This window comes from Nonomuraea sp. NPDC050556, assembly GCF_044457355.1.
In the GTDB taxonomy this organism is placed as follows: domain Bacteria; phylum Actinomycetota; class Actinomycetes; order Streptosporangiales; family Streptosporangiaceae; genus Nonomuraea.
Genome location: NZ_JBITGU010000006.1, coordinates 501,847 through 514,430 on the forward strand (window position 1 = coordinate 501,847; position 12,584 = coordinate 514,430).

Sequence of the window (12,584 nt, forward strand, 5' to 3'; positions counted from 1 at the left end):
TTCAGTTCCCCCTCAGTTCGCTGATCGGGACGATGCTGAGCCCGCGCTCCAGCAGTCCCTCGATGACCGCGGGCAGCGCCTCGACGGTCTGCGTCCTGTCCCCTCCCCCGTCGTGCATGAGGATGATCGAGCCCGGTTGCGCCTGCTCCAGCACCTTCCGGGCGATGACGTCGGAGCCCGGCAGCGCCCAGTCGAAGGGCTCCACGTCCCACAGCACGGTCCTGACGCCCTGCGCGCCGAGCCAGCCGACCACCTCGGGGGTCCTGGACCCGTAGGGCGGGCGGAACAGGCCGGACGGCGTGCCGCCCGCGTCGGTGAGCGCCTCGTCGGTGCGCTCGATCTGCTCTCGGATCTGGTCACGCGACAGGTCGGGAAGGAACGGGTGCGACCAGGTGTGGTTGCCGATAGTGTGCCCCGCTTCCTGCATGCGGGCGATCTCCTCGGAACAGGCGGTGGCGTGCAGCCCGACACAGAAGAACGTGGCGGGGACGGAGTAGCGCTCCAGCACGTCGAGGACCGCGTTCGTGTACGGCGGGTGCGGCCCGTCGTCGAAGGTGAGGGCGACCTCGGTACCGGCGCGGCCGCCGTGCCCGAACCAGCGGCCGCCGCGCCTGAGCGGCTTCTCGGCCTCGGCGCTCCGCGCGATCCCCTCGTCGAGCTCGTCGATGCGGCCCGTCAGCGTACCCCCGTCGATCTTGAGCTTGGCCAGCGCCAGCAGGTCGCGACGCCCGGCCTCGGCCAGGTCACTGGCCGGGACGGAGCCGAGCGTCGGCCGCTCGGGCAGCACCCACGGGTCGGCGCGGTAGACCTCGAGACCGGAAACCATCATCGCGCCGTCCAGAACACCGTTGGTGCTCTCGATGACCGTCACCAGTCGCTGGTCGGACGAGCTCGCGACGCTGTGGAGGTGGGCGACGAGGTCCGCCCGCCGGCCAGGACCGAAACGCACCGCGGGCGAAATACGGTCTCCGTCGTCATTAATCAATTCGATTTCATAGCCCTGGGAATTCCAGGCGACCCCGGCATACAACATAATTCATTTCGCCTTTACTAAGGTTAACGAAATGGCCCCTGCGCGAAGTCAATAATCAGGTCGGATTCAAGGGGCGTCAAGAAAACGCCTTTGCGACATGCGGACCGCCACGGGGCCCGCGAGGGTGATCACCACCCCGAGCGCGGCCGGGATCAGCATCGCCGTACCCAGGGACGTCGCCTCGGCGATCGGGCCGATCAGCGCGGGGCCGGACAGCAGGCCTGCGAAGCCGAACGTCGACACCCAGGACAGCGCCTGACCCGACGAGCCCCCTGGCTCCCCCGCGGAGCCGACGGCACTGAGGATCACCGGGACGACCGTGGCCAGGCCCAGCCCCGCCAGGGCCCAGCCCGCGTAGGCGCAGATCATCCGTACCGACAGCTCGGTGGCGGGCAGCCAGGAGGCGAGGAGCACCAGCCCGTAGCCGCCGACGGCCGTCGCGCCGGACCAGCGGACGGTCCGCTCGGAGCCCAGGCGGCGGCGCAGGCCGTCCCCCAGCAGCCTGGCGACCGTCATCGTGGCCGCGAAGATCGTGTACGCCAGGGACGCCGAGCCCGGACCTGCGCCGAGGACCTTGCTCGCGTGCAGCGCCGCCCAGTCGTTCGCCCCTCCCTCGCTCACGCAGGCGCTGAGCGCGATCGCCCCGAGCATCAGGACGACGGGGACCCGCACCGTGCCCGCCTCGCCCTCCTGCACCGGCCCTGCCCTGTTCGGCCGCCCGGGGAGGAGGAGCCGGTTCGGCACCACGAACAGCAGGGCGGCGACCACCGCGCCGGACGCCATCAGCCAGCCGATGTCGGCCGACGCGTACAGCCCCGCGGCGAGAACGGCGCTGCCCACGACCCCGCCGAGGCTCCACACGCCGTGGAAGGCCGACATGATCGGCTTGCCGTACCCCTGCTCGACCTCGACCGCGTGGGTGTTCATGGCGACGTCGAGGCTGCCGAGCCCGGCGCCGAGCACGAGGGCGGAGACGAGCAGGACCGGGTAGGAGGGCGCGAGCGCCGGGCCGAGCAGGGTGAGGGCGGCGGCCGACCCCGACACATGGAGCACCCGCCTGCTCGTCCATCGGTCGCAGAGCCGCCCGGCGAGCGGCATCGCCACGAGGGTGCCGATGCCGGTCATGAGCAGCGCCGTGCCGACGCGCAGTTCGCCGAGGTTGAGCCGCTCGTTGAGTGCGGGTAACGAGGCGCTCCACAACGCGCAGATCATGCCGCTCAGCCAGAAGACGCCGGAAACGGCCCAGCGCGCGCGGGAGATGACAGACACCAGGCGACTCCTTCACGCGGACTCCCGCCCGCGCGTCTCGACTTCTTCTGCGAAGTTCAGCCATGCCTCCGCACAGGTGCGGGCGACCTGGGCGAGGGGTTCAGCGCAGTGCGGAGGGACGCCGTTGACGACCCTGGTCCATCCGTCGGTGCTCACCAGGCGGATGGCGTCGAGCAGGCGGAGCAGGCCCCTGCCCGTGTCCGTGAGGCGCAGCGAGGGATCCCGCTTGAGCCTGTCGAGGATCTGCGCGATCTCGTCGGAGGGGACCTTCTGCTCCTCTGCCCGCAGTTTCGGCGGGACGGGGTCCTTGCCCAGGCGGACCCGCTCTCTGACGTCCCTGGCTGTGGAGACGGCTATGCCCGCCGCTTCCGCGATCTCCCTGAGTGTCGCTTCCGGGCGCTCGGCCATCATGCGGGAGGCCTGGATGCGTCCCTCAGCCGCGTTGAGCGGGCGGATGCGGCCGTCCCGCCCGATCCTGCTGTTCGAGTGGGTATGCTCGCCGGTCGAACTTCCGCGGATGGCGGCGACCGTACGGTGTGACAGGCCGCTGGCCGAGGCGATCAGCCGATCCGACCACTGGGGGTGGGAGGCGATGATGCGCGCGGCGGCCGCCGCCTTGTCCGCCTGGGTGAGCGGCAGCCCGTGCGTGGCGTTCAGCCGTACGGCGAGCACGAAGGCGTCCTGCTCGTCGCCGTCGAAGAACCGGACCTCGATCCAGCTGTCCCCGCGTAGCTGGGCGGCCCGGTAGCGGTGCATGCCGTCGATGATGCGCATGGTGGAGCGGTGGACGACGACGGCGGGCACCTCGTCGAGCTCGGCGAGCTCGACGATGTGGGCGGAGTCCTCCCCGGCGAGCCTGGGTGAGTCCGCGGGGAGCAGAGTGCTGAGGAGAACCCGCTCGGTCTCCAGCGAGAGAGCATGGCCCGAGACCACCACTCCGGCTCTCCTTCGTTGTCGGCCATCCCTGATAATTAGGTTTGTTTACTATCTATCCAGGTTTGGTCGGGAGGGTCAAGGAGGACATCTTGGGTCTTGTGCTGCCATCCACCGACCTCGTACGCTCCACGTAAGTTAGGAAGCCTTCCTAACTTACTTCGGCGGCGAGCACCCGGCGGTCCCGTACAGCCGGTCTGTACCGCACCCCCCACCCCGAAGGAACCGTGCACATGTCCACTTCACCGGCGATTCGCCGTGCCTTAGCGGCCGCTGTTGCCGCGGTGTCCGTCCCCGCCGTCCTCCTGGTGGCGCCTGGCGCGTTCGCGTCGGCCGACGTCCTGCTGTCGCAGGGCAAGTCGGTGACCACCTCCTCGACCGAGGGCTCCGGATTCGAGGCGAGCAAGGCCGTCGACGGCAACACCACGACCCGCTGGTCCAGCGCGGAGGGCGTCGATCCCCAGTGGATCCGCGTCGACCTCGGCGCCAGCGCGACCGTCAGCAGGATCAACCTCAAGTGGGAAGCCGCGTACGGCAAGGCCTACAAGATCCAGACCTCCGCCGACGGGTCCTCGTGGACCGACGTCTACTCCACCACCAGCGGCGACGGCGGCACCGACGACCTCGCCGTATCCGGCAGCGGTCGCTATATCCGTCTTTACGGCACGGCCCGCGGCACCGCCTACGGCTACTCGCTGTACGAGTTCCAGGTCTACGGCTCCTCCGGCGGCAGCACCCCGTCGCCCACGCCGACCTCGACGCCCACGCCCACGCCCACTGTTTCCCCGACCAGCCAGCCCGGTGGGGTGATCTCCCAGGGCAAGCCCGCCACCGCCTCCTCCACCGAGGGCAGCGGCTTCGAGGCGGGCAAGGCCGTCGACGGCAGCACCACGACCCGCTGGTCCAGCGCCGAAGGCGTCGACCCGCAGTGGATCCGCGTGGACCTCGGCTCCAGCGCGACGATCTCCCGCGTCAAACTTTCGTGGGAGGCGGCGTACGGCAAGGCCTACAAGATCCAGACCTCAGCCGACGGGTCCTCGTGGACCGACGTCTACTCCACCACCAGCGGCGACGGCGGCACCGACGACCTGACGGTGTCGGGCAGCGGGCGCTACGTCCGCCTCTACGGCACGGCCCGCGGCACCGCCTACGGCTACTCCCTCTACGAGTTCCAGGTCTACGGCGCCGGCGGCAGCACGCCCTCCCCCTCCCCCACGCCGACCACCACTCCGACTTCCGGGGTCGACCTCAACGACCCGGCGAAGAAGGAAATCGCCATGCAGATCGTCTCCAGTGCGGAGAACTCCTCGCTGAACTGGAAGGCCCAGTACAAGTACATCGAGGACATCGGTGACGGCCGCGGATACACCGCCGGGATCATCGGGTTCTGCTCGGGCACCGGGGACATGCTCGACATGGTCGAGCTCTACACGCAGCGGGTCCCCGGCAACGTCCTGGCCAAGTACCTGCCGGCGCTGCGCTCGGTCAACGGCACCGACTCGCACGCGGGACTCGGCTCGGCCTTCGAGGCCGACTGGGCGAGGGCGGACTCCGACCCCGCCTTCCGCAAGGCGCAGGACGACGAGCGTGACCGCGTGTACTTCAACCCGGCCGTGTCCAGGGCCAAGTCGGACGGGGTGCGGACGCTGGGGCAGTTCATGTACTACGACGCGATCGTCATGCACGGCGACGGTGGCGACCCTGAGAGCTTCAGCAGCATCCGCGCCAACGCGCTCAAGAAGGCCAAGCCTCCGGCGCAGGGCGGCAACGAGACGACGTGGCTCAACGCCTTCCTGGACGCCCGCCGTACCGCGATGCTCGCCGAGGAGGCGCACAGCGACACCAGCCGGGTCGACACGGCGCAGCGGGTGTTCCTGAACAACGGCAACTTCAACCTCAACACGCCGCTCGACTGGGCGGTGTACGGCGAGCCGTACCACATCTCCTGAAAATCCGTTGCGCCAGGTGAGCGGGGGCGGGCATCCTCGTAGCACGCCAGCCACACCGCACCGGGAGGAAGACATGCGACGTCATCACCACATGTCCCTTCCCGGGGAGGCGCGCGCCTGACATCGACCACGCGAGCCGTCTCGGGAAACCTTCCCGAGGCGGCTTTCGTCGTTCTTGAGGTCTCTGTGGCTTGCGGAGCAGAAGGATGTTGGTTCGAATCCAGCCAGAGACACTGTGACCGATCCCGAAGTGGACGAGGGGCCAGGTTGTGATCCTGGTTGAAGCGGGTTCGAGTCCCGCCGGTCACCCTAGGGTTTGCGGCCCACGCCGCCGACCATGGTCCAGGCGGCCTGGGCGGGAGGCTCGGCCTCCACCTGCCCGGGTCGCCAGCGCCACACGTCGACGACTCCCGGCTCGACCAGGTCGAGCCCCTGGAAGAAGCGGGAGACCTCCTCCCGGGTACGCGGGGTGAGCATGGCTCCGGCCAGCCGGAACCCCTTCCGCGCCACCTCCATCACCTCGCGGGGCGACTCGTCGACCGTGTGCGAGATCACCAGGTGGCTACCGGAGGGCAGGGCGTCCATCACCCGCTCCACGACTCCCAGCGGGTCCTCCTCCTCGGAGACGAAGTGCAGGATCGCCACCATCAGCACGGCCACGGGCTGCTCGAAGTCGATCAGCTCCTCCACCAGCGGGTGGTTCAGGACCAGCTCGGGGCTGCGTAGATCGGCCTGGGCCACGCCGACGTTCAGGGTGTTCTGGCGCTGCAGGAGCGCGCGGCTGTGGAGGGTGACGACGGGATCGTGGTCGACGTAGACCACGCGCGCCTCGGGCAGCGTTTCCTGCGCCACCTCGTGCACGTTGCGCTGGGTGGGCAGGCCGGCGCCGATGTCGATGAACTGGCGGATGCCCGCCTCAGCGGCCAGGAAGCGCACGGTCCTGCCGAGGAAGGCGCGGTTGGCCTGGGCGGTGCGCGGGGCTTGGGGGTTCTGTTCCAGCATCCGGTCGGCGGCCACCCTGTCGGCGTCGTAGTTCTCCTTGCCGCCGAGGATGTAGTCGTAGATGCGGGCGCCGTTGGGCACCCAGGTGTCGAGTCCGTTCGGGACCCATTGGCCGCTGTCGTTGCCCCTCATGTCGCCTCACTTGTGGTCAGCTCGCGAATCGAGCATAAATCCCAACGACATGGAGGAAGAGGGCACTACGAATACCGTTTTATGTCATGCACAGAGTCAGAAATCCGCGTTGGCACCCCGTTCTGGTAGCGACCAGACTGTCTGGATCGACGGCTGGCAGATGCAGTGTTGTGGTGACCTCTTCCGAGTCGGCTCCAACGTCTCGTGGAACCTTCGGCCCGCCGACCGCGACTGGCTGACCTCGGTGTTGGGCGAGGAGACATCCGCATCCGTCGACTGGGCAGAGGAACACCACAGCGACTCCACGTCTCCGGCCACCGAGGCGAAGGTCGTCACGATCACCGCCGTGCACTGCCGCTACGCCCCCGATCCCCGGAGACCCCAGGGCCTTGTATCCCGTCGAGGGCTCGGCGGTACTGTCATCACTGGAGTCCGCCGACGGGTGGACGCCGGATCAGGATGACCTGACCTTCGTCGGCTACCTGGTGCAGTTGGAGGCCGACTTCACACCGACGCTTTGACCCCGCGCGGCCGGCGACGGTTGCGCACGGTGGCGTTCCGGCTCCAGACCAGAGGCCGGATCTCCTCCGCCGCACCGGGAGCGTTCCCGGCGGCAAGCACCTCGCTGCGGGAGACCTTGGCAACCGACACCCGCTGGTGAAAGTCACGGAAGGTCTGCACCTCACCGTCACCCCGGCACAGTTCCCAACGCGGGCCGTCCAGCTCGGTGTAGGACATGCCCTCGTACACCACGTCACCCATCGTGGCCACATAAACCGCCCAACGGCGGAGCGAGGTGGACGAAGCTCTCAGGCTGAGCAACCCACCCGCTTGCTCGATCTCGGTGCGAGACTCATCACCCCCGGAATGCCAGCGGAACCCATTCGCTCGCCGGGTGCGCCACTGGTCCACCGCGAGATCCAGGCCCCAGGTATGCCAGCGAACCGTACTGGACACGGTCCCCGTGATCTCCCGGCTGAGGTACCGAGCGGTCCGCGCCGGCAGGTGGGTCAGGTCAGCAGGAACGAGCACGATCGGCTCACCCTGCTCGGCGTCGAACGGGTTGGACGTGATGAACCGCCGATCGATGATCACAACGGTGCCGGGTTGCCGCTGGTAGGACAGCCCCCAGAGCAGACGCGCAAGGAGAAGCGCCCCGTGCGGATCGGACAGGACGTGCCAGGTCTGGTGATAGAAGTTCGTGGAGAACCGCGCCCTGGTCCCGGGCCGGAGGGTGACCACCTGGTAGTCGCGGCCATCGGCCCGCACCTGGTGCCGATGAAGCTTGAGCCGATCCCCGACGTCCCGGACGTTGGACGGCCTGGGCTCCTTACGCACTGCTCGCCACGATCTTCCCTTTCTCCTGGTTGATCCCATGAAAGCGATCGAGCACGAACTTCTCAACCGGATTTCGTCGCGCGTGCCGAGCGCCCGTCGGACCTGAAACCACCTCCTAGAGGCGGTCGGCTGTGTCCGCGAGCAGGGCGGTGAGGAGGTGGTCCAGGCCCCAGCGGAACTGGTCCGTCGAGATGTAGCCGGCGATGGCGTCGGCGGCCGCGTGTGTGCGGGGGAACGTCTCCGGGTCCACCTGGAAAGCCGCTCGGCGCTGGGCGATGCGTTCGGGTTCTGGGGTGAGGGGGGCGCTGGTCTCGGCGGCTTCCAGGGCTATGGAGCCCAGGACGTAGGCGATCACGGCGTACGAGGCGCGCGGGTCCGGGAGCAGGCCGAGCAGGCTCTCGCCCACCCGCAACGCCACCGGGCCGTTGAAGGCCGCGCCGAGGATCGCGGGTACCGCGGCCGGGTGGCGCATCAAGGTTTCGCGCAGGTTCAGGGAGAACGCCGTGATGCGGGCGCTTGCCGTACCCTCGCCGTTCTCCAGCAGCCCCAGGTCGGCCTCGGCTAGCAGCCGTTCGACCAGGGCCGCCACGATCGCGGTCCTGTCGGGGAAATACGTGTAAAGGGCCCCCGGGGTCAGGCCTACGCGGGTGGCCAGGGCGCGCATGGTGAGGGCGCCGCCGTCCAGGAGGTCCAGGGCGGCGTCCAGCACGGCCTCTGGATTCACCGATCTCTGTGGTCCTCTCTTCACAAGAGAACTCTATACGGTGTTTAATGTTAAACATCGTTCAGAGTTAGGAGCTCCCATGAGATGGGTTCTGATCCCCGGCATCCTCGCCGCCAACCTCGCCTTCGTCGGCCTCGGCAGCGTCTTCGACTACCCCGGCATCCTCGGCGAGCCGCCCGCGACGATCCTCGCCGCCTTCGCCGCCCACCAGACGGCGATCTCCGCCTGGTTCCTGCTGCTCGCGGCCGGTGCGGCGGCGCTGGTCCCGGCGGCGGTCCTGCTGGGGCGGAGGCTGGAGGGGCCTGCGGCGGCGCTGTCGGTGCACGTCGGGGTGCTGGCGGGAGTGGTCCAGGTGCTGGGGCTGCTGCGCTGGCCGTATGCCGTGCCATCGCTGGCCGAAACAGCACACGAGGGGGCGACGACGGTGTTCGCGGCGCTCCACGGGTACCTGGGCACCGGGATCGGCGAGACGCTGGGGTACCTGCTCACCGCCGCGTGGACGATCCTCGTCCTGGTCGCGCTGCCCGCGCCCCGGCGCTGGTTCACCGCGCTGGGGGTCGTGTCCGCCCTGGCGGTGGGGGTCGGGGTGCTGGTCCCGCTCGGGCTGCCTGGCGCGGATCTGGCCAACTTCGTCGGGTACATCGCCTGGAGCGTCTGGGCGATCTGCCTGGCTGCGCAGTACGGGGGCCGGGTCGTTCGAGTGGCCGCCACCCAGGGGACTTTGGTCTAGGGCGCGGCAGTCGTCCGGCGGAGGTTGTGGGCCGAGCTCCCTTGGAAGGGTCGCTCCATGACGTTCCTCCGACGCTCGCGGCCTCCGCCCTGGTCCTCCTGAGCACGATCGACCTCGCGCTGGTCCGCGCCAGGGTTGCGACAGGAGGATCATGCCGCACAGCGGGCTCGGACCATCAGGCGGCTCGCCCATCACCCACCCAAGGTCGATGACCGTACGCTGACGGCTGCCCAGGCAACGAACGCGCTCACTTACGTCATCGACCCCAGCCTCTGCATTGACCTGCCCGGCCGGTCGACGGCCAGGGAGCTGGCGCGCCAGGAGGCCGAACTGGCCAAGCTGTCGCCGATCTCCTAAGGCGCGGTCTGCTCGTATCCCGTCGGTGGGCCCTGCGTGACCAGCCGCGTCGAGGACTACCTGGTCCAGGGCGCGACCCCGCTCCCAGATGTCGGCTGTCCCCAGGCTCCTTAAGTTACGATCTTCGTACTTCACACCCCCAGGAGTCAGCAAATGTCCGTCGATGATGCGAATCCGCGCAGGGATCTCGCCGCCAAGATCAAGCCCGACGTCCCCCACGCCGCCAGGATGTGGAACTACTGGATGGGCGGCAAGGACAACTTCGAGGCCGATCGCGCCGCGGGCGACGCCGTCGCCGCCGTGTATCCGGCGATCGTGACGATGGCCACGGAATCCAGGAAGTTCCTGAACCGCGCGGTGAGCTACCTGGCCGGCGAGGCGGGCATCGACCAGTTCCTCGACATCGGCACGGGCCTGCCCACGATGCAGAACACCCACGAGATCGCCCAGGGCATCGCCCCGCAGTCGCGCATCGTTTATGTCGACAACGATCCGCTTGTTCTCGTCCACGCCCGCGCGCTGCTGCGCAACACCACCCCCGAGGGGGTGACCACGTACGTGGACGGCGACTACAACGAGCCGGAGCAGATCCTCGAGGACGCCGCCAACGTGCTCGACTTCACCCGGCCGATCGCGGTCATGTTCATGGGCGTGCTCGGCTACCTCGCCGACCTGGAGGAGATGCGCTCGATCGTGACGCGGGTGGTGGACGCGCTTCCCTCGGGCAGCTACATCGTGCTGTGGGACGGCACCGACACCGGCGAGGCCGTCAGCGAGGGCGCCGACCAGTTGGAGGAGAGCGGAGCCGTACCTTATTACCTGCGCTCGCTGGAGGAGCTCCGCAGCATCTTCGACGGCCTGGAACTGGTCGAGCCCGGCCTGGCCCCCATCACCCACTGGCATAACGACACCGAGGCCGACCCGATCGACGCGCACGGTGCGGTGGCCAGGAAGCCCTAGGCCGGGACGTAACCCAGGTTCAGCACCCCCGTCTCGAACGTCTCCGACGCGACCAGCTTCAGCGGGTACGTCGAGGAGTCCTCGAACAGGCGCTGCCCGTGGCCGACGGCGATCGGGTGGACGAGCAGGTTGAGCCGGTCGAGCAGCCCGTTGGCGAGCAGCCAGCGCACCGTCGTGGCCGAGCCGGACATCTGGATGTCGCCGTCGACCCGCTCCTTGAGCGCGCGGACCCCGGCGGCGACGTCACCCTGGATGAGGGTGGTGTTGGTCCAGTCCGCCCGCTCCAGGGTGCTGGAGACGACCCACTTGGGCGAGCCGTTCATGATCTTGGACAGCCCCTCGTCGACCTCGGCGGTCGGCCAGTAGGCGGCCCACTCCTCGTACAGCTTGCGCCCCATCAGCATGCCGGCCGAGCCGGCCATGCCTGCCTGTACGGCTGCGCCCATCTCATCGTTCCAGTAGGGGAAGTGCCACTGGTCGGGCGATTCGACCACGCCATCCAGGGCGATGAAAAAGTTGGAAATGATCCGTGCCATGGGTCGAGGGTAGAGCGCAGCGCAGGGTCAGGTCTTGTACAGAAGCGACAGCGGTTTCGCCGGATCCGGGTCGCTGAGCTGCGTGGCGGTGCGACCGACGTACCTGGTCAGCGACCGCGCCAGGTGCGGCTGGTCGAAGTAGCCGAGTCGGTCGATCACCTCCTGGTACGGCACGCCCTCCTGGATGAGGATCGCCGCCCGCCTGGCTCGCTCGATCTGCCGGATCGCGCCGCGGGTGAGCCCGGTGGACGCGGCGAACCGCCGCTGCAGGGTACGCTCCGAAAGATCCGTTGGCTCGCCGTCCAGTGCGGCGGCGACGATCGGGTCGCGCTCCAGCACGCCCTCGCGCACCAGCCGCCGGACGAACTCCTCGGCGTTGTCGTAGCCGGGGCGGCGCCAGGTGGAACCGTTCAGCCAGAAGGACCTGCGGGTGCTGTCCGGGATCGCGACGGACCCGTCCACGAGCTCGCCGATCGGCAGGTGCGGCATCGAGCTGCCGAGCGAGAACACGATCCCGAAGAACGTGGCGTCCTCGGGCACCGGCGCGACGCTCGCCCTCGACTCCGGCCCCTGGACCGACGCGCTGACCTGACCCCGGTGCTCCCAGAAGACCAGATCCCAGTACGGCGTGGCCACCGAGTCCATCTGGTCCACAGCGGAGCTCCGGCTCCGCCACACCCGTTCGATGTACGGCGAATCGGATGGCCTGCTCTCGACCTCCAAGCCCATTCGGGCAGTGTGCTCCCCGATGACGTTCACTCGCAACGTTTGAGGGCACTTGTCGGTTCTTCGTTGGGAGGACCTATGGGCAAGGCAGAGGGCGCGGCACGCCGTGCGGCGAACAGCCAGACAATGGACAGGCTGGCACGGGTCGGTCTGGTCTGTCGCGGCGTGCTTTACGGGCTGATCGGGGTGCTGGCCGTCCAGATCGCGTTCGGCGGCGGCGGGCGGCAGGCCGACAGGAGCGGGGCGATCAAGACCGTGGCGGCGCTGCCGTTCGGCGCCGTGATCCTGTGGGTGATGACGATCGGGTTCGTGGCGCTGACCGTGTGGCAGGCCTCCGAGGCGATCTTCGGGGCCAAGGAGCTCAAGGACAGGATCCAGCCGATCAGCCGGGTGGTGGTGTACGCGTTCGTCGCCGGTTCCCTGCTGACGATGCTGCTGGCGGGCAAGGCGGGGTCGGACGACCAGAAGTCGCAGGACGTGACGGGCAAGCTGCTCTCGTTACCCGCCGGGCAGTTCATCGTGGGCGCGATCGGGCTCGGCATCGTCGCGCTGGGCGCCTACTGGCTGCATTACGGGGTCAAGAAGAAGTTCATGGAGCAGCTCGGTCCCATGCCGCCCCGCGCACGGACCGTGATGCAGCGGCTGGGGCTGGTCGGGTACCTGGCGCGCGGCCTGATCGCGGGCCTGGCCGGGATCTTCGTGGTCCAGGCCGCGATCACCTTCGACCCGGACAAGGCGGGCGGCATCGACGCGACGCTCAGGGCGTTCGCCGACACCCCGGCAGGGCCCTGGCTGCTGGCGATCGTGGCGCTCGGGGTCCTGCTGTTCGCCGTCTACTGCTTCGGAGAGGCGCGCTGGCGGCGGACATGAGGTACGACGAGTGGTTCCTCACCGA

General features: G+C 68.8%; 14 protein-coding genes and 1 tRNA gene. 7 read left to right on the top strand and 8 right to left on the bottom strand.

Annotated features, from left to right (window positions below; all coding sequences use genetic code 11):
* Window position 1: 1 nt before the first annotated feature.
* From ACIBG8_RS49150 to ACIBG8_RS49160, 3 genes are all read right to left on the bottom strand, one after another.
* Complete coding sequence (locus ACIBG8_RS49150) at window positions 2-949, bottom strand: polysaccharide deacetylase family protein (RefSeq protein ID WP_397350239.1); 948 nt, start codon at window positions 947-949, stop codon at window positions 2-4.
* 150 nt (window positions 950-1,099) lie between these two features.
* Window positions 1,100-2,302, bottom strand: coding sequence for an MFS transporter (locus tag ACIBG8_RS49155; protein WP_397350240.1), 1,203 nt, complete (start codon window positions 2,300-2,302; stop codon window positions 1,100-1,102).
* 12 nt (window positions 2,303-2,314) lie between these two features.
* Window positions 2,315-3,238, bottom strand: coding sequence for a ParB/RepB/Spo0J family partition protein (locus ACIBG8_RS49160; RefSeq protein WP_397350241.1), 924 nt, complete (start codon window positions 3,236-3,238; stop codon window positions 2,315-2,317).
* A 230-nt stretch (window positions 3,239-3,468) separates the two neighbouring features.
* Here ACIBG8_RS49160 and ACIBG8_RS49165 point away from each other — a divergent pair, with 230 nt between their 5' ends.
* Together ACIBG8_RS49165 and ACIBG8_RS49170 are read left to right on the top strand one after the other, a co-directional pair.
* Window positions 3,469-5,184, top strand: a complete 1,716-nt coding sequence (locus tag ACIBG8_RS49165) for a chitosanase (RefSeq protein WP_397350242.1) — start codon at window positions 3,469-3,471, stop codon at window positions 5,182-5,184.
* A gap of 235 nt (window positions 5,185-5,419) precedes the next feature.
* Window positions 5,420-5,493: transfer RNA gene (locus ACIBG8_RS49170), tRNA-His, on the top strand.
* Here the strand turns inward: ACIBG8_RS49170 and ACIBG8_RS49175 are convergent.
* On the bottom strand, window positions 5,494-6,318 hold the full coding sequence (locus tag ACIBG8_RS49175; protein ID WP_397350243.1) for an SAM-dependent methyltransferase: 825 nt from the start codon (window positions 6,316-6,318) through the stop codon (window positions 5,494-5,496).
* Between the two features lie 49 nt (window positions 6,319-6,367).
* Here ACIBG8_RS49175 and ACIBG8_RS49180 point away from each other — a divergent pair, with 49 nt between their 5' ends.
* Window positions 6,368-6,781: a DUF6578 domain-containing protein gene (locus tag ACIBG8_RS49180; protein WP_397350244.1), complete on the top strand. Its 414-nt coding sequence runs from the start codon at window positions 6,368-6,370 to the stop codon at window positions 6,779-6,781.
* Between the two features lie 41 nt (window positions 6,782-6,822).
* On the opposite strand, the gene ACIBG8_RS49185 is transcribed toward ACIBG8_RS49180, so the two are convergent.
* A complete protein-coding gene (locus ACIBG8_RS49185; RefSeq protein WP_397350245.1) occupies window positions 6,823-7,656 on the bottom strand; it encodes a hypothetical protein in 834 nt (277 codons plus the stop codon).
* Between the two features lie 115 nt (window positions 7,657-7,771).
* Window positions 7,772-8,380, bottom strand: a complete 609-nt coding sequence (locus ACIBG8_RS49190; RefSeq protein WP_397350246.1) for a TetR/AcrR family transcriptional regulator — start codon at window positions 8,378-8,380, stop codon at window positions 7,772-7,774.
* 79 nt (window positions 8,381-8,459) lie between these two features.
* Between ACIBG8_RS49190 and ACIBG8_RS49195 the strand changes: the two genes are divergently transcribed.
* The 3 genes from ACIBG8_RS49195 to ACIBG8_RS49205 all read left to right on the top strand — a co-directional run bounded on the left by ACIBG8_RS49195 (window position 8,460) and on the right by ACIBG8_RS49205 (window position 10,427).
* Window positions 8,460-9,110 carry a hypothetical protein gene (locus ACIBG8_RS49195; protein ID WP_397350247.1) on the top strand — a complete coding sequence of 217 codons (651 nt, stop codon included), beginning with the start codon at window positions 8,460-8,462 and terminating at the stop codon, window positions 9,108-9,110.
* Between the two features lie 135 nt (window positions 9,111-9,245).
* The gene (locus ACIBG8_RS49200; RefSeq protein ID WP_397350248.1) at window positions 9,246-9,467 is read left to right on the top strand and encodes a hypothetical protein; all 222 of its coding nucleotides are present in this window, start codon (window positions 9,246-9,248) and stop codon (window positions 9,465-9,467) included.
* A gap of 153 nt (window positions 9,468-9,620) precedes the next feature.
* Window positions 9,621-10,427 (top strand): SAM-dependent methyltransferase, encoded by an 807-nt coding sequence (locus ACIBG8_RS49205; RefSeq protein ID WP_397350249.1) that lies wholly within the window; start codon window positions 9,621-9,623, stop codon window positions 10,425-10,427.
* On the opposite strand, the gene ACIBG8_RS49210 is transcribed toward ACIBG8_RS49205, so the two are convergent.
* Window positions 10,424-10,963, bottom strand: coding sequence for a dihydrofolate reductase family protein (locus ACIBG8_RS49210; protein WP_397350250.1), 540 nt, complete (start codon window positions 10,961-10,963; stop codon window positions 10,424-10,426). The two genes, ACIBG8_RS49205 and ACIBG8_RS49210, sit on opposite strands and share 4 nt — an antisense overlap.
* A 27-nt stretch (window positions 10,964-10,990) precedes the next feature.
* Window positions 10,991-11,608 (bottom strand): helix-turn-helix domain-containing protein, encoded by a 618-nt coding sequence (locus ACIBG8_RS49215; RefSeq protein WP_397350473.1) that lies wholly within the window; start codon window positions 11,606-11,608, stop codon window positions 10,991-10,993.
* Between the two features lie 159 nt (window positions 11,609-11,767).
* On the opposite strand from ACIBG8_RS49215, the gene ACIBG8_RS49220 reads away from it, so the two are divergent.
* Window positions 11,768-12,559, top strand: coding sequence for a DUF1206 domain-containing protein (locus ACIBG8_RS49220; protein WP_397350251.1), 792 nt, complete (start codon window positions 11,768-11,770; stop codon window positions 12,557-12,559).
* Window positions 12,560-12,584 lie beyond the last annotated feature (25 nt).

Bases quoted from the DNA above. Each gene is read 5' to 3' on its own strand.
- ACIBG8_RS49165 (WP_397350242.1), top strand. From the start codon at position 3,469: ATGTCCACTTCACCGGCGATTCGCCGTGCCTTAGCGGCCGCTGTTGCC.
- ACIBG8_RS49175 (WP_397350243.1), bottom strand. From the start codon at position 6,318: ATGAGGGGCAACGACAGCGGCCAATGGGTCCCGAACGGACTCGACACC.
- ACIBG8_RS49210 (WP_397350250.1), bottom strand. From the start codon at position 10,963: ATGGCACGGATCATTTCCAACTTTTTCATCGCCCTGGATGGCGTGGTC.
- ACIBG8_RS49205 (WP_397350249.1), top strand. From the start codon at position 9,621: ATGTCCGTCGATGATGCGAATCCGCGCAGGGATCTCGCCGCCAAGATC.
- ACIBG8_RS49195 (WP_397350247.1), top strand. From the start codon at position 8,460: ATGAGATGGGTTCTGATCCCCGGCATCCTCGCCGCCAACCTCGCCTTC.
- ACIBG8_RS49220 (WP_397350251.1), top strand. From the start codon at position 11,768: ATGGGCAAGGCAGAGGGCGCGGCACGCCGTGCGGCGAACAGCCAGACA.
- ACIBG8_RS49215 (WP_397350473.1), bottom strand. From the start codon at position 11,608: ATGGACTCGGTGGCCACGCCGTACTGGGATCTGGTCTTCTGGGAGCAC.
- ACIBG8_RS49180 (WP_397350244.1), top strand. From the start codon at position 6,368: ATGGAGGAAGAGGGCACTACGAATACCGTTTTATGTCATGCACAGAGT.